The sequence below is a fragment of the Pseudomonas sp. HY2-MNA-CIBAN-0224 genome, assembly GCF_040310285.1.
In the GTDB taxonomy this organism is placed as follows: domain Bacteria; phylum Pseudomonadota; class Gammaproteobacteria; order Pseudomonadales; family Pseudomonadaceae; genus Aquipseudomonas; species Aquipseudomonas helleri.
This window is the reverse complement of sequence record NZ_JBEOPQ010000019.1, coordinates 17,103-38,577: the sequence shown is the minus strand read 5'-3', so window position 1 is coordinate 38,577 and position 21,475 is coordinate 17,103. Positions and strand designations below refer to the sequence as shown.

General features: G+C 59.0%; 19 protein-coding genes and 1 tRNA gene. 12 read left to right on the top strand and 8 right to left on the bottom strand.

Features of this window, described 5'->3' with window-relative positions; translation table 11 throughout:
• Window positions 1–2 precede the first annotated feature (2 nt).
• A complete protein-coding gene (locus tag AAEZ03_RS11470; protein ID WP_350578604.1) occupies window positions 3–242 on the top strand; it encodes a DUF4224 domain-containing protein in 240 nt (79 codons plus the stop codon).
• Window position 243: 1 nt separating this feature from the next.
• Window positions 244–1,293: a phage integrase gene (locus AAEZ03_RS11465; RefSeq protein ID WP_350578601.1), complete on the top strand. Its 1,050-nt coding sequence runs from the start codon at window positions 244–246 to the stop codon at window positions 1,291–1,293.
• Window positions 1,294–1,391: 98 nt separating this feature from the next.
• Here the strand turns inward: AAEZ03_RS11465 and AAEZ03_RS11460 are convergent.
• A tRNA-Cys gene (locus AAEZ03_RS11460) sits at window positions 1,392–1,465 on the bottom strand.
• Between the two features lie 479 nt (window positions 1,466–1,944).
• Here AAEZ03_RS11460 and rfbB point away from each other — a divergent pair.
• The 3 genes from rfbB to AAEZ03_RS11445 all read left to right on the top strand — a co-directional run bounded on the left by rfbB (window position 1,945) and on the right by AAEZ03_RS11445 (window position 4,708).
• Window positions 1,945–3,027, top strand: coding sequence for a dTDP-glucose 4,6-dehydratase (rfbB, locus tag AAEZ03_RS11455; RefSeq protein ID WP_153336400.1), 1,083 nt, complete (start codon window positions 1,945–1,947; stop codon window positions 3,025–3,027).
• Complete coding sequence (gene rfbD / locus AAEZ03_RS11450; RefSeq protein ID WP_350578599.1) at window positions 3,024–3,914, top strand: dTDP-4-dehydrorhamnose reductase; 891 nt, start codon at window positions 3,024–3,026, stop codon at window positions 3,912–3,914. The genes rfbB and rfbD overlap by 4 nt, the downstream gene beginning before the upstream one ends.
• A gap of 362 nt (window positions 3,915–4,276) precedes the next feature.
• Window positions 4,277–4,708: a hypothetical protein gene (locus tag AAEZ03_RS11445; protein WP_123748734.1), complete on the top strand. Its 432-nt coding sequence runs from the start codon at window positions 4,277–4,279 to the stop codon at window positions 4,706–4,708.
• Between the two features lie 163 nt (window positions 4,709–4,871).
• Here the strand turns inward: AAEZ03_RS11445 and AAEZ03_RS11440 are convergent, their stop codons facing one another.
• Window positions 4,872–5,420 (bottom strand): helix-turn-helix domain-containing protein, encoded by a 549-nt coding sequence (locus AAEZ03_RS11440; RefSeq protein ID WP_350578597.1) that lies wholly within the window; start codon window positions 5,418–5,420, stop codon window positions 4,872–4,874.
• Window positions 5,421–5,549: 129 nt separating this feature from the next.
• Between AAEZ03_RS11440 and AAEZ03_RS11435 the strand changes: the two genes are divergently transcribed.
• The 7 genes from AAEZ03_RS11435 (at window position 5,550) to AAEZ03_RS11405 (ending at window position 12,766) form a co-directional block, all read left to right on the top strand.
• The gene (locus AAEZ03_RS11435; protein ID WP_502947920.1) at window positions 5,550–6,488 is read left to right on the top strand and encodes a DMT family transporter; all 939 of its coding nucleotides are present in this window, start codon (window positions 5,550–5,552) and stop codon (window positions 6,486–6,488) included.
• Between the two features lie 223 nt (window positions 6,489–6,711).
• Entirely contained in the window at window positions 6,712–9,618 is a 2,907-nt protein-coding gene (locus tag AAEZ03_RS11430; protein ID WP_350578591.1) for a monovalent cation/H+ antiporter subunit A, read from the top strand.
• The gene (locus AAEZ03_RS11425) at window positions 9,618–9,962 is read left to right on the top strand and encodes a Na+/H+ antiporter subunit C (protein WP_048369049.1); all 345 of its coding nucleotides are present in this window, start codon (window positions 9,618–9,620) and stop codon (window positions 9,960–9,962) included. The genes AAEZ03_RS11430 and AAEZ03_RS11425 overlap by 1 nt, the downstream gene beginning before the upstream one ends.
• The gene (locus AAEZ03_RS11420; RefSeq protein WP_350578587.1) at window positions 9,959–11,638 is read left to right on the top strand and encodes a monovalent cation/H+ antiporter subunit D; all 1,680 of its coding nucleotides are present in this window, start codon (window positions 9,959–9,961) and stop codon (window positions 11,636–11,638) included. The genes AAEZ03_RS11425 and AAEZ03_RS11420 overlap by 4 nt, the downstream gene beginning before the upstream one ends.
• The gene (locus tag AAEZ03_RS11415) at window positions 11,635–12,123 is read left to right on the top strand and encodes a Na+/H+ antiporter subunit E (protein ID WP_048369047.1); all 489 of its coding nucleotides are present in this window, start codon (window positions 11,635–11,637) and stop codon (window positions 12,121–12,123) included. The genes AAEZ03_RS11420 and AAEZ03_RS11415 overlap by 4 nt, the downstream gene beginning before the upstream one ends.
• Window positions 12,120–12,398 carry a K+/H+ antiporter subunit F gene (locus AAEZ03_RS11410; protein ID WP_048369046.1) on the top strand — a complete coding sequence of 93 codons (279 nt, stop codon included), beginning with the start codon at window positions 12,120–12,122 and terminating at the stop codon, window positions 12,396–12,398. The genes AAEZ03_RS11415 and AAEZ03_RS11410 overlap by 4 nt, the downstream gene beginning before the upstream one ends.
• Window positions 12,395–12,766, top strand: coding sequence for a Na+/H+ antiporter subunit G (locus AAEZ03_RS11405; RefSeq protein WP_048369045.1), 372 nt, complete (start codon window positions 12,395–12,397; stop codon window positions 12,764–12,766). Before AAEZ03_RS11410 ends, AAEZ03_RS11405 begins: the two co-directional genes overlap by 4 nt.
• A gap of 81 nt (window positions 12,767–12,847) precedes the next feature.
• Here the strand turns inward: AAEZ03_RS11405 and AAEZ03_RS11400 are convergent, their stop codons facing one another.
• From AAEZ03_RS11400 to AAEZ03_RS11375, 6 genes are all read right to left on the bottom strand, one after another.
• Window positions 12,848–14,338, bottom strand: coding sequence for a DASS family sodium-coupled anion symporter (locus AAEZ03_RS11400; RefSeq protein WP_323368861.1), 1,491 nt, complete (start codon window positions 14,336–14,338; stop codon window positions 12,848–12,850).
• 225 nt (window positions 14,339–14,563) lie between these two features.
• A complete protein-coding gene (locus AAEZ03_RS11395) occupies window positions 14,564–15,352 on the bottom strand; it encodes a TonB family protein (protein WP_153338176.1) in 789 nt (262 codons plus the stop codon).
• Entirely contained in the window at window positions 15,349–15,795 is a 447-nt protein-coding gene (gene tolR, locus AAEZ03_RS11390) for a protein TolR (RefSeq protein ID WP_123748728.1), read from the bottom strand. The genes AAEZ03_RS11395 and tolR overlap by 4 nt, the downstream gene beginning before the upstream one ends.
• 14 nt (window positions 15,796–15,809) lie before the next feature.
• On the bottom strand, window positions 15,810–16,520 hold the full coding sequence (gene tolQ / locus AAEZ03_RS11385) for a protein TolQ (protein ID WP_048369042.1): 711 nt from the start codon (window positions 16,518–16,520) through the stop codon (window positions 15,810–15,812).
• Window positions 16,521–16,571: 51 nt separating this feature from the next.
• On the bottom strand, window positions 16,572–18,473 hold the full coding sequence (locus tag AAEZ03_RS11380) for a phytase (RefSeq protein ID WP_350578581.1): 1,902 nt from the start codon (window positions 18,471–18,473) through the stop codon (window positions 16,572–16,574).
• A 145-nt stretch (window positions 18,474–18,618) separates the two neighbouring features.
• Window positions 18,619–21,153 (bottom strand): TonB-dependent receptor, encoded by a 2,535-nt coding sequence (locus AAEZ03_RS11375; protein ID WP_350578578.1) that lies wholly within the window; start codon window positions 21,151–21,153, stop codon window positions 18,619–18,621.
• Window positions 21,154–21,475 lie beyond the last annotated feature (322 nt).

The following is a 21,475-nucleotide window of genomic DNA, read 5'->3' as shown; positions in this document are numbered from 1 at the left end:
CCATGGAAACTGAAATTCTCTCCGAGGAAGAGCTAGCCGAACTGACGGGCTACAAACACCGGAGCTACCAACGCCAATGGCTCAAGGATCGCAACTGGGTCTTTGTTGAAAGCCGTGGAGGTCGCCCACTGGTAGGACGAATGTTCACACGCATGATGCTGGGAGCAATTCATAACTCCCTTGAAACCCAAACCCCGCCACCAGCTCCAGCCTGGACACCAGATTTCTCTAGAGTGAATTGATATGCGCCCCCGCAAGACCGAAAACAGGGATCTGCCGCCAGGGATGGTACGGCGTAAGCGCCCGCGTAAGAACGGGACAGTTTGGATTGGTTACTACTACAGGGATGCGAACGGGAAAGAGATAGCACTGGGCGGAGATCTAGATAAAGCGCGGCTTAAGTGGGCCGAACTTGAATGTAAGGCGAAGCCAGCAGACCTGAAAATAATGAAGGGCATATTCGACAGGTACGAGCGGGATATAGTCCCAAAGAAAGCGCCGCGCACACAGAAAGATAACAAAGCCGAACTTAAACATCTGCGCAAAGGATTCGACACGGCCCCTATAGATGCAATTACACCGTCAATGGTGGCTCAGTATCGCGATGCACGAACAGCAAAGACCAGGGCGAATCGAGAGATCGCCCTTTTATCTCATGTATTCAATATGGCAAGAGAATGGGGCTTTACTGACAAAGAGAACCCTTGCGCAGGCGTACGCAAGAACAAAGAGAAGGTCCGCGACTTCTACGCCAACGATGTTGTTTGGGCTGCCGTATACGGCCAGGCCCCACAAGAGTTGAAAGACGCCATGGATCTGGCTTATCTGACAGGGCAACGACCAGCTGATGTAATCGCAATGAGCCAGGCAGACATCGAGGGCGACTACCTGACAGTTAAACAAGGAAAGACGGGGAAAAGACTCAGGATTTTGATGCAGGTCGACGGCATAAAAAACAGCCTCGGCCAACTTCTCGATGCGATAGTTACCAGAACAAAGCAGCACACTTCCAAGCGCTTTATTTTGAATACTTCCGGGCGCCAAGTGTCGCAAGAAATGCTGCGCAATCGCTGGGACGACGCTCGGGAAAAAGCCAGACTGAAAGCAATAAGCGAAGGCGCCCTGGGCGACGCTGAAAAAATCGCCCAATTCCAATTCAAGGATATCCGCCCAAAGGCAGCATCCGAAATCACTGACATTAGTGATGCCAGCCTGCTGCTTGGCCACTCAAAACAGGAGATCACGAACCGGGTTTACAGGCGCGTTGGAGCCATCGCCAAGCCCTCGAAATGAAATAGTTTCGGAACTCCACCCCCTAAAGTTTCGGAACTCCGAGCTTTAGGGGGAAAACAAAAAAGCCCCGCAGACCTTAATCTACGGGGCTTTGAATGTGGAGGCCGAAGCCGGAATCGAACCGGCGTGGGCGGATTTGCAATCCGCTGCATAACCATTTTGCTATTCGGCCATTGCGCTTGAAGCTTCTGTTTAGAAGTATCAAAAGCAAAGAAATTTGCGACTTGATCGCTACAACTCTTTTCCAACTCTTTGATTCTTCAGCTATTCAGGTAGTTGCCCCGAGCTGATGGCGCGCATTATGTACTAGAAGATCGAAGCTGGCAACCCCCTGAATTCTAATAATTTTTAGTGTCGAGTCTCACCCAGTAGTCGTTGACGAGCCTGCGAGGCTACGTCTGTAGGGTGCGGTATTCAGGCGAAGTATCTGTGGGTCAGGGTTTCGCAATTCTTCAGTTGAAGCGTGCTTTATGGGTTTACGATCGCTGCGCAATCGGACGTAGCCTCGCAGGCTCGTCAACAACTACGGTTTGCAGGAAATTATTGGGGCTGGGCGATAAATATGTACTGCTTGCGCTTGCCCCTCCGCGTGCATCCTCCCAAGCTACGCTCTACATGACTAGAGACCGCAAGAGTGTGAGGAGTATGAACATGCGCATTTTAGTCACCGGCGGTGCCGGTTTCATTGGTTCGGCTCTGATCCGTCACCTGATTAAAGACACCTCCCACGAAGTGCTCAACGTCGACAAGTTGACCTACGCCGGTAATCTGGAATCGCTGCAAAGCATCGCTACAGACACCCGTTACGAGTTCGTTCAGGCTGACATCGTTGATCAGGCGGCGATGAGCGCAGTTATTGAGCGTTTCCAGCCGCAGGCGATCATGCACTTGGCGGCCGAGTCGCACGTCGATCGCTCAATCGATGGCCCGTCGGACTTTATCCAGACCAACATTGTCGGCACTTACAGCCTGCTTGAGGCCACTCGTGCTTATTGGTCGACGCTTGAAGAGCCTGCAAAAAGCGCCTTCCGCTTCCACCATATTTCGACCGACGAAGTGTATGGCGACTTGCATGGCGTTGATGATCTGTTCACTGAAACTACGCCGTACGCGCCAAGCTCGCCGTATTCGGCCAGCAAGGCGGCGTCTGACCACTTGGTACGCGCCTGGAACCGCACTTACGGTTTGCCGGTGCTGGTGACTAACTGCTCGAATAACTATGGGCCGTTCCATTTCCCGGAAAAACTCATCCCGCTGGTCATTCTCAATGCGCTGGCCGGTAAACCGCTGCCGGTGTACGGCAATGGCCTGCAAGTGCGCGACTGGCTGTTTGTAGAGGACCACGCCCGCGCCCTGCTCAAGGTGGTGACGGACGGTGTGGTCGGCGAAACGTACAACATAGGCGGGCATAACGAGCAAAAGAACATCGACGTGGTGCGCGGCATCTGTGCCTTGCTCGAAGAGCTGGCACCTGAGCGCCCTGCCGGTGTCGCGCAATTCGCAGACTTGATCACCTTTGTTCAGGACCGCCCCGGCCATGACCAGCGTTATGCCATCGACGCCAGCAAAATCGAACGCGAGTTGGGCTGGGTGCCCGCAGAAACCTTTGAAACCGGCCTGCGCAAAACCGTGCAGTGGTACCTGGACAACCTGGAGTGGTGCAAACGTGTTCAGGACGGCAGCTACCAGGGCCAGCGCCTGGGCTTCACTGACGCCAAGGACCTGATTGCATGAACCGCACCGCCACGCCTTTAAAAATTCTTATCAGCGGCAAGACCGGCCAGGTGGCCGTTGAGTTGCAAAAGCAGCTTGGCGATGTGGCCGAGTTGATTGTGTTGGGCCGTGATGAGCTGGATTTGAGCCAGCCCGAACAGATCCGCGCACAGGTTCGCGCCCATCGCCCGGATTTGATCATTAACGCCGGTGCACACACGGCTGTGGATCAGGCAGAAAGCGAGCCGGACTTGGCGTTTGCCATCAATGGCACCGCGCCGGGCGTTTTTGCTGAAGAAGCCAAGGCGCTGGGTATTCCACTGATCCACTACTCCACCGACTACGTGTTCGATGGCAGCAAGCCCGGGCCTTACACCGAAGACGATCCAACCGGCCCACTGGGCGTCTACGGCAAAAGCAAATTGGCGGGCGAGCAAGCGATCACTGCAGTGGGCGGGCAGCATTTGATCCTGCGCACCAGTTGGGTGTACTCCACCCACGGCAAGAACTTCCTGCTGACCATGCAGCGTTTACTCCCGGAAAAAACCGAGCTGCGCGTGGTGGCTGACCAGATTGGCGCACCGACCTGGGCCGGCACCATTGCCAGGAGCACGCGCGCGTTGATCGAGCGCTGGCAAGCGGGCCAGGCCGGTGCATGGGGGGTGTACCACCTGACAGCAGCCGGTGAAACCTCCTGGTTTGGTTTTACCCAAGCCATTGCCGAGCACCTGACGGCCCAAGGCAAAACGTGCGCCACCCTTGAGCCGATACCGGCCAGCGCCTACCCGACCCCAGCGGCCCGCCCGCAAAATTCACGTCTGGACTGCAGCCGCCTGGCGCGTGAATGGCAAGTCAGCCAGCCAGACTGGCGCTCCGCGCTCGATGAGTGCGTGACCGAACAGCGCTAAAACGGGTTCAGGCTATTTCAGCATGCCGTGGGAGCGGGCTTGCTCGCGATTGCATCGACAGGGTGAAACATCCATACCGAGTCGTCTGTATCGCGAGCAAGCCCGCTCCCACGGGTCTTATATTCGCGACAAAATTTGCCTCGAGATCTTTTGATCTTTCCGTACCTCCCGCGTATTACACCCCGCCCTGCCGCGTACCTACAGTGAAGGCCCGTAAAAGTAGGAGGCAATCCAAATTCCTACCTCCAATAGGTTTTATGCCTGCGCGAGAGAGGGACTTGGCTGACTTTAATCCTAAGAGTGCTCACGTACAGTCTCGCCGCCGTTAACGAACGGACTGACAAATCTCTTGGAGCTTTACGATGAAAAAAATATGGATGCCTGTCGCATTAGTGGCAGCAGTTCTGGCCACCAGCGGTTGCATGAGCCACAACGTGAGCCAGCCAAACGCTCCAATCGCGGGTACTGTCACTGCTGACCTGAAAGCTAACATTGAAGTGGGCGGAGAGATCACCGGCCAATCGTCTTCGGATATTCTGTTCGGCGTGCTGAAAATCAGCGGCGACAGCGAGTTCGCAGACGGCGTAACCTATGGCGGCCCTGCTCCTGCTTTCAGCCTGCCAGACCCAGTGTCTGCCACTAAAGCAGCTGCTGCTTACAAAGCGGTCAAGAGCTCGGGTTCGGATTTGATCGTCGCACCTCGTTACGCAGTGTCGGTTGAAGACTACTTCATCTTCAAGAAGGTGAACGTGACCGTTACCGGCAACAAAGGCACCATCAAAAACATCCGCTAAGCAATGTGTTGCGTCAGGTCTGCTGTGTAACCGACATCGCTCGGGCTGATTCCCCAGTCAGCACATACCCTGTTCAAGCCAATTGACCTAATGATTGGCCTGGACCGCGAGCGAACGGTGTGCGGCAGCCTGGCTCGGCGGGACGTTTGTCCCGCCACCCTTCTTAAATAACCACGTTGCGGATAAAGCGAACCACTTCATCGCCGTCATTGCGGTAGGAATGCGGTTTATTGCTGGCATACATGTAGAACTCCCCTGCGCCAAACGTGAACGACTGTTCGTCAATCACCAGCGTCAAGCGCCCTTCAAATACGTATAACTGCTCGCTCCAACCATCGGCATCAGCCTGCGAGTGGTATTCGTCACCCGGCACCAGGGTCCATTCCCATAGCTCAATCTCTTTACGGGCCACCGCCTTGGCCAGCAACACCGCCTTGCTCGCAGTGCTATTGCCGGCCCACGCCAGTTCGTTGATGCGACTGGGGTCAACTGAACCCGGCGCCTGAATCAAATCACTGAACGCCACGTTCAACGCCTCTGCCACCCGATCAAGGGTGCTCAGGCTGACGTTTTTCTCGCCCGCCTCTATCGCAACCAGCATCCGGCGGCTGACACCCGACAAATCAGACAGTGCACTTTGGCTAAGGTGAGCGAGCAGCCTCAAGCGCCGAACGTTCTGACTGACGTGCTGCAATACCGAAGTACGTTGCATGAAACCTCTCTGTGACGGATCAGAATGGGGAATTTCGTTGGGCACTATATTGCTCACTCTATGGGGGTGCGCAGTATACTGCTCAGCTTTGACGCATTGTGCGTCTCTCATCTTGTGGCGTGCAAGGTTATGTCAACGTTGAAAACTTCCAAACTCGGTTCTATTACGGCCCGTTTCAGTAAAGCAGAGTGTGTGCTGATCCTGATCACCATGGTCTGGGGCGGTACCTTTTTGTTGGTACAGCATGCGTTGACCTCCAGTGGACCGATGTTTTTTGTCGGCCTGCGCTTTGCTGCCGCAGCGACGATCGTGGCGCTGTTTTCCTGGCGAAGCTTGCGCGGTTTCACACGACTTGAGCTTAAAGCCGGATTTTTCATTGGTACGGCAATCATGTTCGGTTACGGCTTGCAAACCGTAGGCCTGCAAACCATTCCCAGCAGCCAGTCGGCCTTTATCACCGCTCTTTACGTGCCTTTCGTGCCGCTGCTGCAGTGGTTAGTACTGGGCCGCAGACCCGGCCTGATGCCGAGTATCGGTATCGTGATGGCGTTTACCGGCTTGATGCTGCTGTCCGGGCTCAATGGTGCATCGCTGAACTTCAGCCAGGGTGAGATCGTGACCCTGATCAGTGCAATCGCCATCGCCGCCGAAATAATCCTGATCAGCGCCTATGCCGGCAAAGTCGATGTGCGACGGGTGACCGTGGTGCAGCTCGCCACCGCGTCTATTCTGTCCTTCTTGATGGTGGTGCCGAGCGGCGAGGCCATCCCTGACTTCTCTTGGCTGTTGCTGATCAGCGCGGTGGGCCTGGGGGCTGCTAGCGCGATTATTCAAGTGGCGATGAACTGGGCACAAAAAAGTGTTTCACCGACCCGCGCCACGCTTATTTACGCGGGTGAACCGGTATGGGCCGGGATCGTCGGGCGTATCGCCGGGGAGCGTTTACCCGGCATCGCATTGCTCGGTGCGGTATTGATTGTTGCAGCGGTGATCGTTAGTGAGTTAAAAACAAAAGGTAAAACGCCCGGCGAGTCGGATGAAAAGCAAGGTAATCAAGCCTGCGAGTGATGCCTTGGCACTACATTCACCCGGTTAAACCTCATCTCCTGGCATGACTCGCCCCCACGTATGGGGGCGACGCTCGCATCTCGCAAGCGGGTCAATAAGGAAGGCACCCGGCTCGTTGTTAAAGTTTTGCACACATTTTGTAGGATTCATCTACAGATACGTTGTTGGTGATCGTCAAGCCGCCACGTATGATCGTTCGCAAACTCCTGCAGATTAGAAGCCTATGTCCCTGATAGTTCTACTGCTTCTGCCATTTATTGGCAGCTGTCTGGCGGCTGTTTTGCCGCACAACGCACGTAACAGTGAATCACTGCTGGCCGGTTTGATTGCTCTGATCGGCTTAGTTCAAGTTGCCCTGCTCTATCCGCAAATCGCCCATGGTGGGGTGATTCGTGAAGAGTTCATGTGGCTGCCGAGTATCGGCCTCAATTTTGTCCTGCGCATGGACGGGTTTGCCTGGCTGTTCTCGATTCTGGTCCTGGGCATAGGCGCGCTGGTGTCTCTGTACGCCCGTTACTACATGTCACCCGAAGACCCGGTGCCGCGCTTCTTCTCATTTTTCCTGGCGTTTATGGGCGCGATGCTCGGCCTGGTGATTTCGGGCAACTTGATCCAGATCGTATTTTTCTGGGAACTGACCAGCCTCTTCTCGTTCCTGCTGATCGGCTATTGGCACCACCGCTCTGACGCCCGACGCGGCGCCTATATGGCGCTGATGGTCACTGGCGCCGGGGGCTTGTGCTTGCTGGCGGGGGTCATGCTGCTCGGCCATGTTGTCGGCAGCTATGATCTGGACATCGTGCTGGCCGCAGGCGACCAGATCAAAGCTCACAGCCTGTACCCCATTCTGTTGCCGCTGATCCTCATCGGCGCCCTTAGCAAAAGTGCACAATTCCCGTTTCATTTCTGGCTGCCCCATGCCATGGCGGCGCCGACTCCGGTTTCGGCTTATCTGCACTCGGCAACCATGGTCAAGGCCGGGGTGTTCTTGTTGGCGCGCCTGTGGTCGCCCCTGTCCGGCACCGAAGAATGGTTCTGGATTGTCAGCGGCGCCGGGGCCTGCACCCTGGTGCTCGGCGCGTACTGCGCGATGTTTCAAAACGATCTCAAGGGTCTGCTGGCCTATTCGACCATCAGCCACCTGGGCCTGATCACCCTGCTGCTGGGCCTTAACAGCCCGCTGGCAGCCGTGGCAGCGGTGTTCCATATCCTCAACCACGCCACCTTCAAGGCCTCGCTGTTCATGGCGGCCGGGATCATCGACCACGAAACAGGCACGCGGGATATCCGCAAGCTCAGCGGCCTGTTCAAGCTGATGCCCTACACCGCCACGCTGGCGATGGTGGCCAGTGCGTCGATGGCCGGTGTGCCGTTGCTCAACGGTTTCTTGTCGAAAGAAATGTTCTTCGCCGAAACGGTGTTCATCAACTCCACGGCCTGGGTCGAAATTGCCCTGCCGGTCATTGCCACCATTGGCGGTACGTTTAGCGTGGCCTACGCGCTGCGCTTTACCGTGGATGTGTTCTTCGGCCCGCCTGCCACCGACCTGCCGCACACCCCGCATGAGCCGCCGCGCTGGATGCGGGCGCCGGTCGAGCTGCTGGTGTTTACCTGCCTGATGGTCGGCATCTTCCCGGCCCACACTGTCGGCCCGCTGCTGGCTGCGGCCGCGCAACCGGTGGTGGGGGGCGAGCTGCCCGAATACAGCCTGGCCATCTGGCACGGCCTGAATGCCCCGATGATCATGAGCCTGATCGCCATGTCCGGCGGTATCGTGCTGTACGTGTTGTTGCGCAAGCAGCTCAAACTTGAGCGCTTCCCGCTGCCGCCGCTGATCAAGTACTTCAACGGCAAGCGTTTCTTCGAACGCAGCATGGTGGTGCTCATGCGCCGAGCGCGGCGCGTCGAGCGACATGTGAGCACCTTGCGCCTGCAAACCCAGTTGTTCCTGCTGGTGCTGGCGGCGGTGATTGCCGGGCTGATCCCGATGCTCTACAGCGGCTTGAGCTGGGGCGACCGGCCGAACATTCCGGGCTCCATTGTGTTTGTGACCTTGTGGCTGCTGGCGATTGCCTGTGCCATCGGCGCTGCCTGGCAAGCCAAGTACCACCGTCTGGCCGCTTTGACCATGGTCAGTGTGTGCGGCTTGATGACCTGCGTGACCTTCGTCTGGTTCTCGGCACCGGACCTGGCCTTGACCCAACTGGTGGTTGAGGTGGTGACCACGGTGCTCATCCTGTTGGGCCTGCGTTGGCTGCCACGGCGGATCGAAGAAGTCTCGCCGCTGCCTGGCACCCTGAACAAAGCCCGTATCCGTCGTCTGCGCGACTTGCTGTTGTCGATCGCCGTCGGCGGCGGCATGGCGGTGCTGTCGTACGCCATGTTGACCCGGCAAACCCCGAACCACATCTCTTCGTTCTTCCTAAGCCGTGCGTTGCCCGAAGGCGGCGGCACCAACGTGGTGAACGTGATGCTGGTGGACTTCCGCGGTTTCGACACCCTGGGTGAAATCACCGTACTGGCCGCCGTGGCCCTGACCGTGTTCGCCCTGCTGCGCCGGTTCCGCCCTCCCAAAGAAAGCATGCAATTGCCTGCCCAGCAGCGCTTGCTGGCCAAAGACGTGGTCACCGACCTGGTGAACCCGCGCAGCGCCAGCGACACCGCCCTGGGCTTCATGATGGTGCCTGCGGTGCTGGTGCGCTTGCTGCTGCCGATCGCCTTTATGGTCTCGATGTACCTGTTTATGCGCGGTCACAACCAGCCGGGCGGCGGTTTCGTCGCCGGCCTGGTGATGTCGGTGGCGTTCATCCTGCAATACATGGTGGCCGGCACGCAGTGGGTCGAGGCACAAATGAGCCTGCGGCCGTTGCGCTGGATGGGTACCGGGTTGCTCTGTGCAACGTTGACCGGGCTGGGCTCGCTGCTGTGGGGCTACCCGTTCCTGACTACCCATACCGCACACTTCAGCTTGCCGGTGCTGGGTGAGATTCACGTGGCCAGTGCGCTGTTTTTTGACATTGGTGTGTTTGCCGTTGTGGTCGGCGCCACGCTGCTGATTCTCACAGCGCTGGCTCACCAATCGGTACGAGCCCATCGTCCCGCCCTCCAATCCAAGACGGGAGCTGCCTGATGGAAGAAGTTATCGCTATTGCTATCGGGGTGCTTGCCGCCTCTGGTACCTGGCTGATCCTGCGCCCTCGAACCTTTCAGGTGGTGATGGGCCTGTGCTTGCTGTCGTACGGGGTCAACCTGTTTATTTTCAGCATGGGCAGCCTGTTTATCGGCAAGGAGCCTGTGATCAAAGAAGGCGTGCCCCAAGACTTGCTCAACTACACCGACCCTTTGCCGCAGGCACTGGTGTTGACCGCCATCGTCATCAGTTTTGCCATGACCGCGCTGTTTCTGGTGGTCTTGCTGGCCTCTCGCGGCCTGACCGGTACCGACCATGTGGATGGCCGGGAGCCTAAAGAATGAATTTGATGCCGCATTTGATAGTCGCGCCCATCCTGCTACCGCTGTTTACCGCTGCGTGCATGCTGTTGCTGGGCGAAAAACATCGCCCGCTCAAAGCCCGTATCAACCTCGGTTCGACCCTGCTCGGGCTGTGCATCTCAATCACCTTGCTGCTCTGGACGCAACAAAACGGCAGCCCGGCCTCGATTGGCGTGTACCTGCCGAGCAACTGGCAAGTGCCGTTCGGCATTGTGCTGGTGGTGGATCGCTTGTCGGCGCTGATGCTGGTGCTCACCGGGGTGATCGCCAGTTGCGCGCTGATGTTCGCCATGGCCCGCTGGGACCGCGCCGGTTCCAGCTTCCATGCGCTGTTCCAGATTCAGTTGATGGGGTTGTATGGCGCTTTCCTGACCGCTGACCTGTTCAACCTGTTCGTGTTTTTCGAAGTGTTGCTGGCGGCCTCTTACGGCCTGATGCTGCACGGTTCGGGCAAAGCACGGGTGTCGTCGGGCCTGCATTACATCGCGATCAACCTGCTGGCTTCGTCACTGTTCCTGATTGGTGCGGCGTTGATCTATGGCGTCACCGGCACGCTGAACATGGCCGATCTGGCGTTCAAAATCCCCTTGGTGCCCGAAGCCGATCGCGGCCTGTTGCACGCCGGTGCGGCCATTCTGGCCATCGCCTTCCTGGCAAAAGCCGGCATGTGGCCGCTGAACTTCTGGCTGGTGCCTGCCTACTCCTCGGCAAGCGCCCCGGTAGCAGCGCTGTTCGCGATCATGACCAAGGTCGGGATCTACACCGTATTGCGCCTTTGGACGCTGCTGTTCTCGGGCCAGGCCGGGGCTTCGGCCTACTTTGGCAGCGACTGGCTGATCTACGGCGGCATGGCAACCATTGTCTGCGCCGCCATTGCCATCCTCGCAGCCCAGCGCCTGGAGCGCATGGCCAGCCTGAGCATTCTGGTGTCGGCCGGCATTCTGTTGTCGGCGGTGGGTTTTGCCCAACCCAACCTGATTGCGGCGGCCCTGTTTTATCTGGTCAGTTCCACCCTGGCACTGAGTGCGTTGTTCTTGCTGGCCGAGCTGATTGAACGTTCGCGCTCATCCAGCGAGACGCTGTACGAAGAAGATGCTGAAGCATTACCTTCCATCGTTGAGCCGCCCCCGCGCGGGACCAACCTGGACGACGAGCAAAACGTCGTGGTCGGGCAGATCATTCCGTGGGCGATGGCGTTTCTGGGCTTGAGCTTTATCGCCTGTGCCCTGCTGATTATTGGCATGCCGCCGCTGTCAGGGTTTATCGGCAAGCTCAGCTTGCTCAACGCGCTGCTCAACCCGGCCGGGCTGGGCAATCAGATCAACGCCCCGGTGTCTACCGCCGCCTGGTGCTTGCTGGCTTTGCTGATCCTGTCCGGGCTGGCCTCTTTGATCGCCTTTTCGCGCATGGGCATCCAGCGCTTCTGGACCCCCCTGGAGCGGCCATCACCGATCCTGCGTCGCCTTGAATGCGTGCCTATCGTGTTGCTGCTGGCCCTGTGTGTGGTCCTGACGGTCAAGGCTGAACCGCTGTTGCGCTTTACCCAGGCCGCCGCCGAGACCTTGAGCAACCCAGAGCGTTATGTGCAGGCGGTGCTGGAGTCTCGCCCTGTACCTGGCCCCACTGCCAAAGCCGCGTTGCAGGAGGTGCAGCCATGAAGCGTTTATTCCCGGCACCGTGGTTGTCCCTCGCGTTGTGGGCACTGTGGTTGTTGCTCAACTTGTCATTGAGCGCGGGCAATCTGTTGCTCGGTGCAGCGTTGGGCTTTTTGGCGCCGATCATGTTCGCGCCCCTGCGGCCCCTGCCGATTCACATCCACCGTCCGGGTGTGATCCTCAAGTTGTTCTTTTTGGTGGGGCGTGACGTGATCATGTCCAACATCGCCGTGGCCTGGGGCGTGCTCAATGCTGGCAAGCGCCCGCCACGCTCGCGGTTCATCAAAATCCCCCTCGACCTGCGTGACGCCAACGGCCTCGCGGCCTTGTCGATGATCACCACAGTGGTGCCGGGTACGGTCTGGTCCGAACTGGCGCTGGACCGCAGTGTGCTGTTGTTGCACGTTTTTGACCTAGATGACGAAGCGCAATTTATCGAGCACTTCAAAACGGCTTACGAGCGCCCCTTGATGGAGATCTTTGAATGAGTGCCCTGCTCTCCAATGCCATTCTGATCAGCCTGTTTTTCTTTAGCCTGGCGATGGTGCTGACCGTGGTCCGCCTGTTTAAAGGCCCTTCGGCCCAGGACCGGGTTCTGGCGCTGGACTACCTGTACATCGTGGCCATGCTGATGATGCTGGTGTTGGGCATACGTTATGCCAGTGACACCTACTTCGAGGCCGCCTTGCTGATCGCCCTGTTCGGGTTTGTCGGCTCGTTTGCGCTGGCCAAGTTCCTGCTGCGTGGGGAGGTAATTGAATGAATTCCGTCAGCGAGCTGTCGCTCTGGATCGAGATACCGGTGGCCGTGCTGCTGGTGGTCAGCAGCCTGTTTGCGCTGTTTGGAGCCATCGGGATGCTGCGCCTCAAGGACTTTTTCCAGCGCATGCACCCGCCTGCACTGGCTTCTACCCTCGGCGCCTGGTGCGTGGCACTGGCCTCGATTGTGTACTTCTCGGCACTTAAATCCACGCCGGTCCTGCACGCCTGGCTGATCCCGATTTTGCTGGCGATTACCGTGCCGGTGACCACCTTGCTACTGGCCCGCACGTCCTTGTTCCGTAAACGCATGGCTGGCGAAGATGTACCCGCCGAAGTCAGCAGCGGCGGGCGCAGCGAGGGTGGTAGCTAAATCCTCCTGTAGGAGCGAGCTTGCCTCGCGATCTTTTAACGATCAAAAGATCGCGAGACAAGCTCGCTCCTACAGATGGTGTTACATCCAGCCCAACCAGCTCCAGTACGTCGCGCCAAACAGCAACATCAGCAGGTAACCCACCACGGTGACTATCAAGCCGACCTTGGCAAATTGCTTGGCGGTGAAGGTTTGTGTGCCCAGGCACACCATGTTTTGTGGGGCGTTGATGGGCAGGATAAAGCCGTAGCTCACCACAAAGCCCAGCAACATGGTCATGCCCAAGCGGCTGAATTCACCCGGCAAGGTCTGCAAGACCGCAATCAGAATGGGCAGCAAGGCCGATGTCAGCGCCGTCGCACTGGCAAAGCCCAAGTGAATCAAAATCAGAAACGCCCCCAGAATCGCAAAAATCCCCAGCGGCCCGACCTGATCCAGCCCGGTGTTATGCACCACCTGCCCGCCCAGCCATTGCCCCGCCTGGGTGGTCAGCAATGCCGTGCCCAGGCTGATGCCCACACCGAACACAATCACCGTGCCCCACGGGATACGCGACTGCACATCCTTCCAGGTCATTACCCCGTAACGCGGCAGCAACAGAATCACCAGCCCGGCGTAGGTGATGGAGGTGGTGTCAAAACTGTGCAACTTGCCTTCCGTGGCCCAGCCCAGCAACAGCGCAACGGAAACCGCCATCAGGCGTTTCTGCGGCCCGGTCATGGGGCCCAGTTCGGCCAATGATTTTTCCACGGCTTCTTTACCGCCCGGGATGCTGTCGCTTTCCGGCGGGAGCATTTTCAGCACCACAAACAACAACACCGCCGACATGATGATGGCCCACGGTGCACCGGCGATCAGCCAGTCGAGCCAATTGACCCGCTCGCCGAGCATCTTGTCCATAAAGCCGACCGTCAGCAGGTTTTGCGCGGCGGCGGTTTGAATGCCGACGTTCCAGATACTGGTGCCCTGCGCCACCACAATCATGATCCCGGCGGCGATGTTGGAGCGCTTGTCGACGCCAAACGCCAGAATCACCCCCATCATGATCGGCACCACACATGCACTGCGCGCGGTGGCGCTGGGCACCACCAGGCTGAGCAGAATGGTCACCGCAATCGCCCCGATCAAAATGCGCCGGGTGCTGGTGCCGATGCGTGACAGAGTCACCAACGCGATGCGCCGGTCCAGCCCGGTGTGGGTCATGGCCGCCGCAATAAACAACGCCCCGGCCACCAGCGCCAGTGCGGCATTGGAAAACCCGGTGAGGGCCATGGTGATCCCGGCGTTGGTGCCGTAGATTTTCGACGGGTCAGCCAGGGTGGGTGCCATGCCAATCAAAAACGCCATCAGCGACGTGATCATGATGGCGCTGGCTTCGTATGACACCGCTTCGGTGATCCACACCACCACGGCAAACACCAGAATCGCCAACATCCGATGCCCGGCGACCGGCAAGTCGGCGGGCAACGGCATCATCAAAACGCCCACCATCGCCACAATGGCGATGACCAGACCTATGGGTAACTTAACTTTTGCCGTTGCCGGCGGCGGGGTCGTAGCGGGCGCGTTCACGGCCATCTCCTTGTGCTTGAAAACGCATGCAGCATAGGTCAAGGACGCGGGTTTCGCGTTGATGCTTGTCAGGTATTTATTGAAGCTCACACCAAAAACTGTGGGAGCGGGCTTGCTCGCGATGGTCGTTAACGATGACGCTTCTTTGCCGGGCAAATGAGGCGCACTGAAGAGCAAAGCGAGCAAGCCCGCTCCCACCCTTGAGCCGTGTTGCTCTTGGATGAGTCAGCGGATTTTATAGTGAAACGTATTACGCACCCCCGGCACTGTCACTGCCTGGCCGTCGACGATGCGCGGCTGGTAGCGAAACGTGGCTGCCGCCACCAATGACGGGCGAATAAACGCCGGGTGGCAGTCACCGATCACTTTGGGGCTTTCAACCTTGCCCTGCGGTGTCACCGAATACTCAACCGTGCAATCGCCCTCAATGCCTTTGTCCAGCGCACGCTGCGGGTAGTCCGGGGCCTGTTTGCTGATCGGCAAGTATTGCCGCACATCCGCCGCCGCGGCCGCCTGTTGCGCACGCCTGGCGTTATCCGCTGCCACCCGGGCTTGCTGCGCAGCCGCTTCAGCCGCCGCTTGCTGACGTTGCATCTCGGCCTGTTCGGCGCGTTGCTGCGCCATTTTTTGCTGCGCTTCTTGGAGCTGCTTTTGCTCCTCTACCCGCTTGCGCGCCAACGCCGCCTGTTCCAGTTTGCGTGCCTGTATCTGCGGGTCCGGCTTGACCACTTCGGGTTTGGTTTCGACCACCGGCGGCGGTACCACCACCGGTTGTGGTGCCGGTTCAGGCGGCGCCACCAGCGGCTCGGCGGGCATCATCACCAAGCGGGTTTTCAAGGTACTCGGCGCGGGCGCGGCCATTTCGTGCTCCATGCTCCAGCCCAGCACTAAAAACGCAATCACCGCACTGTGCAGCGCAACCGTGACCGCCACCGCCTGGCTGTTGTGCCAGAGCCGGGTCCACGGTAGCGGCCGGGCCTCAACGTGCCCGGCACTCATCAACGCGGCACTCATTGCGGAGCCTCTGTGACCAGCCCCAGGTTGGTCACGCCGCCTTGTTGCAAGGCCGCCATGGCCTTGACCACGCTGCCGTAACCGGCGTCGTTGTCGGCACGAATATACACCTGGGTGTCGCCGTCTTGCGCCACCACCTGGCCGATTTTGGCTTGCAATTCTTCAAGGCTGACGGCGCTGTCGGTCTGGTTTTTGGTGTCAAGTTCGTTGCCCAGGTTCCAGTAGTAGCCGCCATCGGCCTTGACCGACAAGGTGAGGATTTTCTGCTGGGTGTCATTGGCCAACGCTTCACTGGCGACTTTGGGCAGGTCAATTTTGACGCCCTGGGTCAACATCGGCGCAGTCACCATAAAAATCACCAGCAGCACCAGCATCACGTCGATGTAGGGCACTACGTTCATTTCGGCCTTGGGCCCGTGTTTGCGCTGTGGTCGAGCAAGCATCTTCAAACTCCCTGTTAAGCAGCAGCGGCCATGTTCCGTGAACCCGCGTGAAAGCCACGGTACAAGCGCATTTGCAGTTCATTGCCGAGGCTGTAATAGCGGGTCAGCAGGGTTTGCCCACGGGACGAGAAACGGTTGTAGGCGATGACCGCCGGGATCGCGGCAAACAAGCCAATCGCGGTGGCGATCAAGGCTTCGGCAATGCCCGGTGCCACGGTCGACAACGTGGCCTGTTGCACCTGAGACAAACCGATAAAGGAATTCATGATCCCCCACACGGTGCCAAACAGGCCGATATACGGGCTGACCGAGCCAACGGTGGCCAGAAACTGCAGGCCTTTTTCGAGGCGGATTTCCTGCTCGGTAATGGCCACATACAGCGAGCGTTCAATGCCTTGCATCAGCCCGTCAGCATCAATGCCCGGCTGCTGGCGAAGCTGCGCGTATTCGCTGTAGGCCGCGACAAACACCTGCTCGGCACCGGCGTCCGGGTTGCTGGCGTCGCGGCTTTCACGGTACAGCGCGCCCAGGTCACCCGGCGCCCGCAAGCGTTGGGTAAAGCTTTCAATGTCGCGCTCGCTGCGGCGCAGGATGGCGCTACGGCGCACAATCAAGAACCAGCTCAATACCGAGGCCGCGAGCAGTATCAACATCACGCCTTTCACCAGCAGGCTGGCATCGTTGATCAGACCCCAAATGGTCATGTGTTCCATGGTTGCTTGCATGTTGTAACTCCTGATGACTGTTGATTTAAATACACCCCCCGTGTGACCGGGTTATGGCAGGCGCAGAGCCTTGGCCACGTCGCTCCATGGGATGTACTTGAAGTTCTGGGCCTGCTCGGGCATGCGCTTGCGGCCGTCCTGCACCACCAGCATGCCTTTACTCCAAGGCCCGCCGAGGTTGGCTGAGGTCACGTCGAGGCCATCGGTTTCGGAGGTGCCGTCAATCCCGGCTTCGGCGTTCACGCCTACCCGGAAGGCACCGCGCAGGGCAAACGGCGGCTCGGCATCGACCACCACGTAGCTGTCATTGCCCTGGCTTGAGATCACCAGGTAGTTGTCTTTTTCGGTCTGGTACAGCGCCAGCCCTTCGATGTCGTCATGCACCTGCTCACCGACCTGGATCACGCTGGTCAACGTGGCGGGCTGATCCGGGCGCGCATCCACGGCCCACACCGCCACATCTTCTTCGCCCAAAAACAGACGTTGGCGCTGGTCGTCGGCGACGCAACCTTCAGGCTGGGTCGGCACCTTGAACTGGCGTACCAGCTCGCCTTGCACCTGGTCACCCTTGGCAAACAGACGGTGCTGCACAAAGGTCCCGTCCTTGTCGTTGGCGAAGCTGTAGATCTCGCCCGACGGCGCCTTGAACAGGCACAGCCCGTAGATGTCTTTGACCGGCGTGGCGATCTCGCCCACGGCTTTCAACTCGCCAGACTCACGATCAATGCTGAACACATTCAAGCTGTTGTGATCACGATTAGTGGCGACCGCCAGGTCAACTGTGTGCGAACCCAAGGTGAACCCCGGACGCACATCGACGTTGTTCAGACGCCCTACCGGCAAGTGCTGCACGCGCTTGCCTTGCAAGTCGTACACCTCAAGCCCTTGCTGTTTGTTGGTGCCCAGCACGCGGCTCTGCGCCGGATTTTTGGGGTTGACCCAAATCGCCGGGTCGTCGGCGGCATCGCCCTGGCTCATCACCACGTCGGTTTGCACCACCGGCTTGACCACCGACAGCACGGGCGGCAGAGCCACCGGTGTGGCTTTCCAGTTGAGCGAGCCTTGGAACAGACGATTGGTCGCGCCGTCCTGCACCAGTACATCCAGCCCTTTGGCGGTTTCACGCAGGGCCAGATGCTCAGGCTCGGTCACACCGTCAAGTGCCAGGCTGGCCACCGGCGACCAGCGCTTGCCTTGCTGTTGATAGAGGTTCAATTGCGCGGCTTCGGGGTCCAGCCCGAGCAGGCCACCGGGCACCACCGCCATGGCCCCGGCGGCCTTTTTGACGTTGCCGAAGGGCTCGACGATGGCCACCGGCAAGCGCTCAACGTCAGACTCGGCATGGGCCGGGTAAGCCCACCAGCCGACGTTCTCTTCGTTGACGAACAGTTGCTGCGCCGCATCCTCCACCTGGCAGAACTTGGCTTGCGGCGGCATTGGCAGGCTGCGCACCAACAAGGGTGCGGCCAGTTGTTTGCTGTCCGCCGCCACCAGCCATTGCTCACCCTTGCCCTCTTCACCCACGGTAAACAGGTACAGATTGCTCGCCTGATCGCGGTACAGGCACACGCCATTTACCGCGTAGTCGCGTTTGGGCAGGTAGGTCGGTGTCTGCCACTCGCGGGTTTTCGGGTCCAGGCTGAACAACGCGACTTGCTGCCTGGCCTTGTCCTGGCTGGCCACCAGTACGTTGTCGCCCAGGGGGCGGCTGTCGAGCCCGGCGAACGAGCCAGCGACCTGGCTCAGGGTTTTGCCTTGCGCATCGAGCAGCCGCAGACCGTCGCGCTTGCTCACGGCCAGGCGATCATCGCCTGTGGGCAGGTAACTCAGCGCCTGGGCTTTGCCCCAGGGTTGCAGGGTGGGCGCGGTGATTGGCGCCGCCTGTGCGCTGCCTGCGGCCAGGCATACCAGCAAAGGTAAAAGCCGCGGTGGGTGTTTGAACAAAAGAAACATGGATATACCGTCCGTTGAAGCCGTATCTGTAGCCGCTGCCGCAGGCTGCGATGGGTTGCGTAGCGACCCCGCTCTTGCTCGAAAGCGAAGGTCCTGCGGCCCTTATCGCAGCCTTCGGCAGCGGCTACAGAAAACGTCCAATGCTTTAGAAATGGGTGAAGGTCAGGCCTACAGAGTAGGTGGGGCCGTACTCTTCGTACTGGTTGTTGTAGCGGCTGTTGCCGCTGTAGACGAAGTACGGCTGGTCGGTCAGGTTCTGCGCGTCAAAGCTCACTTGCAGGTTTTTGGTCAGCGAGTAACGCGCGCTGAAGTCCACAAAGGTCTGCGCGGCCACATGGGTGTCGTGGGCTTTGTCGTTGACCCCGGCCAGTTCATAGAGGTAGGCCGATTTGTAGTTGGCTGACAGGCGCACGCTGAGCTTGTCGTCCTCCCAGCCGAGCATCAGGTTGCCGACGGTGTTGGACTGACTCGGCAAGTCGATGTCGCGTTTAAGGGTTTGCCCGGACGCGGCGTCGTAGCCTTTAATGCTGGCGTTGGAGCGGCTGAAAGTGGTGTTCGCCCCCACAATCACGCCGCTCCAGGGCGCAGGCAGCCAGTCGAATTTCTGCGAGTAGGCCAGTTCCAGGCCGTACAGCTTGGCGTTGTCACCGTTGGCATAGGAATGCGCCTCGGTAAAGTCGCGCCACGCGCCCGTACCGGCCAGATCATTGTTGTAGACGAAGTTTTTGATGTCTTTGTAAAACAGGAACGCCGACACCGTACCGGCCTGCCCCATGAAGTGCTCAATGCCCAGGTCGAAGTTGCTCGACTCCAGCGGTTTGAGGTTCGGGTTGCCGAATTCAGCCTTGTCATCCTCGATCACAAAGCCCGGTGCCAGTTGGCCAAAGGTCGGGCGCACCACCGCGTTGGTCCAGGCGGCTCGCACCTGGGTGTTTTTCGCCAACTGGTAACGCGCATGCAGGCCCGGCAACCAGTGGTGGTAGTCGCGCTTGGTGTCCTGGGCTTCATACACGCCGTTGCGGATGCCCGTGCCCTTGGCATCGAACTCGGTGCCTTCGTAGCGCAGGCCGGCGATAAAGCGCCAGTCATCGATGTCTACGGTGTTCATCAGGTACGCCGAGTTGATATCTTCGTGCATGGTGAAGTCATTCACCCGCGACCCCTGCTCGTTGTAGAACTTGTCGCGGTTCAGCCCGCCGATCAGGTCTTTGATCGCGCCAGCGCTGATGCCCGGCCCATAACGACCGAGGGAATAATCCAGCTCGCCCTTGCTGAAGCGGTCGAGGTTCAACTGATCATCGCTGAAGCCCAACTTAGAGAAGTTTTTGTAGGTCCAGGCTTCGGTGTCGTTGTCTTTGCTGCGACGGCTGACCTTGCCGCCGAACTTGAACTGCGAGGCGTATCCGTCCACGTCGTAATCGCGCGCCAGGTCGAGGCGGATGTTCTTTTCTTTGTCTTTGGTGATTTCTTTCTTCACGTCGACTTTGTCGAGGATGAAGTTGGCCGGGTCATAAAAACCCGCGCCGATGATCGGCCGGGGCTTTTCCGAGTCGTACCAGCCGCTGTCGGGGAAGCTTGAAATGCTTTTGAAAGTCGCCCCGGCAATGCCCGCCGGGCTGTCTTCGCTGGACTCGCTGTAACCGGCCTGCCCGCTCAAAGTCCACAGGCCCATGCTGCGCTCGCCGCCGAACACGTAAGACTGGATTTCCTGAGTCTCGTCGCGCTGCTTGAGTTTGCGCTTGGCTTTGGCCTTGCCCAATTCGCCTTCGGCTTGCGGGTTGGCGTATTCAATTGAGTCCGAGTTGCGGATCTCGCTGTCTTTGAAGCGGCTGTACAGCGTGCGCAGGTAGAGTTTGGTGTCGTCGTCGGGCTTGTAGTCGAAGTTCAGACCGCCGCCTGAGCGCTCGCGACTGATGTCGTACACCCGCTGCTCGAAGCTGTTGAGTTTGGCACCGTCGGTAAAGTCCCAGGCACCGGCCGTTTCGACGTTGTCCGAGCCAAAATCGCGCTTGTTCCAGCTCAGGGCTGCCGCCACACCGAAGTTGTCGATGCCGTCGCCGAGGCTGAAACGATCACTGATGGCGCCCGACACTTTGGGGCTGGTTTGGTGAGTGTTCTTGTTGTAACCGGCCTGGGTGGTGGCGGTGTAGAACAGGCCGTCGTGGTCAAAGGCCGACAAGCTTTGCACGTCGACCGTGCCGCCCAGCGAGTTGGCGTCCATGTCCGGGGTCAGGGTTTTGATCACCGACAGCGACTGCACCAACTCAGAGGGCAACACGTCGAGGGCAACGGCGCGGCGTTTGCTTTCAGGGGACGGCACCAACGTGCCGTTGATGGTCACACTGTTCAGGTCCGGGCCCAGGCCGCGCACGCTGACGAAACGACCTTCGCCCTGATCGCGCTCGATACTGATGCCCGGCAGGCGCTGTACCGCTTCGGCGACGTTGGCGTCCGGCAACTGCGCGACGCCATCGGCGTGCACCACGCTTTGGATTGTGTCCGAATTGCGTTGCTGCTTGAGCGCCTTGTCCAGGCTCACGGCCTGCCCGACCACTTCAACGTGTTCAGTGGCACCGGCGACCGAAGCCTCGGCGGCGCTCAAGCGTTCGCTGGCAATGGCCATGGCCAATGCACTGAACGTAAAGCCTACCCATTGCGTCTTGCTGCGACCCTTGTACATGTTTGCACTCCCCCAATTCGCGCTTAAGGCCAGGCAAATGGCCCGACAACTTGGGAGCGAACGCTAGGGGTGCTCAATGACAGTGCCGTGACAGTGCTAAGCACACACCCCGGAAATAGAGGCTTTTAGGGGGGTAATCCGCGCCGGATGAGCTGATTTGACCTGAATCGGACCACCGCACTGTAGGAGCGAGCTTGCTCGCGAGCTTTTAAAGATCAAAAGATCGCGAGCAAGCTCGCTCCTACACAGTGGGTATCCCACGATTTTGGACAGGACCCTTGAGCTGATTCGACCCTCACACCTCGTAACATCACTGTCACAG

Coding starts and splice junctions, on each gene's coding strand:
- AAEZ03_RS11470 (WP_350578604.1), top strand. CDS start 3: ATGGAAACTGAAATTCTCTCCGAGGAAGAGCTAGCCGAACTGACGGGC.
- AAEZ03_RS11465 (WP_350578601.1), top strand. CDS start 244: ATGCGCCCCCGCAAGACCGAAAACAGGGATCTGCCGCCAGGGATGGTA.
- rfbB (WP_153336400.1), top strand. CDS start 1,945: ATGCGCATTTTAGTCACCGGCGGTGCCGGTTTCATTGGTTCGGCTCTG.
- rfbD (WP_350578599.1), top strand. CDS start 3,024: ATGAACCGCACCGCCACGCCTTTAAAAATTCTTATCAGCGGCAAGACC.
- AAEZ03_RS11445 (WP_123748734.1), top strand. CDS start 4,277: ATGAAAAAAATATGGATGCCTGTCGCATTAGTGGCAGCAGTTCTGGCC.
- AAEZ03_RS11440 (WP_350578597.1), bottom strand. CDS start 5,420: ATGCAACGTACTTCGGTATTGCAGCACGTCAGTCAGAACGTTCGGCGC.
- AAEZ03_RS11435 (WP_502947920.1), top strand. CDS start 5,550: ATGTCAACGTTGAAAACTTCCAAACTCGGTTCTATTACGGCCCGTTTC.
- AAEZ03_RS11430 (WP_350578591.1), top strand. CDS start 6,712: ATGTCCCTGATAGTTCTACTGCTTCTGCCATTTATTGGCAGCTGTCTG.
- AAEZ03_RS11425 (WP_048369049.1), top strand. CDS start 9,618: ATGGAAGAAGTTATCGCTATTGCTATCGGGGTGCTTGCCGCCTCTGGT.
- AAEZ03_RS11420 (WP_350578587.1), top strand. CDS start 9,959: ATGAATTTGATGCCGCATTTGATAGTCGCGCCCATCCTGCTACCGCTG.
- AAEZ03_RS11415 (WP_048369047.1), top strand. CDS start 11,635: ATGAAGCGTTTATTCCCGGCACCGTGGTTGTCCCTCGCGTTGTGGGCA.
- AAEZ03_RS11410 (WP_048369046.1), top strand. CDS start 12,120: ATGAGTGCCCTGCTCTCCAATGCCATTCTGATCAGCCTGTTTTTCTTT.
- AAEZ03_RS11405 (WP_048369045.1), top strand. CDS start 12,395: ATGAATTCCGTCAGCGAGCTGTCGCTCTGGATCGAGATACCGGTGGCC.
- AAEZ03_RS11395 (WP_153338176.1), bottom strand. CDS start 15,352: ATGAGTGCCGCGTTGATGAGTGCCGGGCACGTTGAGGCCCGGCCGCTA.
- tolR (WP_123748728.1), bottom strand. CDS start 15,795: ATGCTTGCTCGACCACAGCGCAAACACGGGCCCAAGGCCGAAATGAAC.
- tolQ (WP_048369042.1), bottom strand. CDS start 16,520: ATGCAAGCAACCATGGAACACATGACCATTTGGGGTCTGATCAACGAT.
- AAEZ03_RS11380 (WP_350578581.1), bottom strand. CDS start 18,473: ATGTTTCTTTTGTTCAAACACCCACCGCGGCTTTTACCTTTGCTGGTA.
- AAEZ03_RS11375 (WP_350578578.1), bottom strand. CDS start 21,153: ATGTACAAGGGTCGCAGCAAGACGCAATGGGTAGGCTTTACGTTCAGT.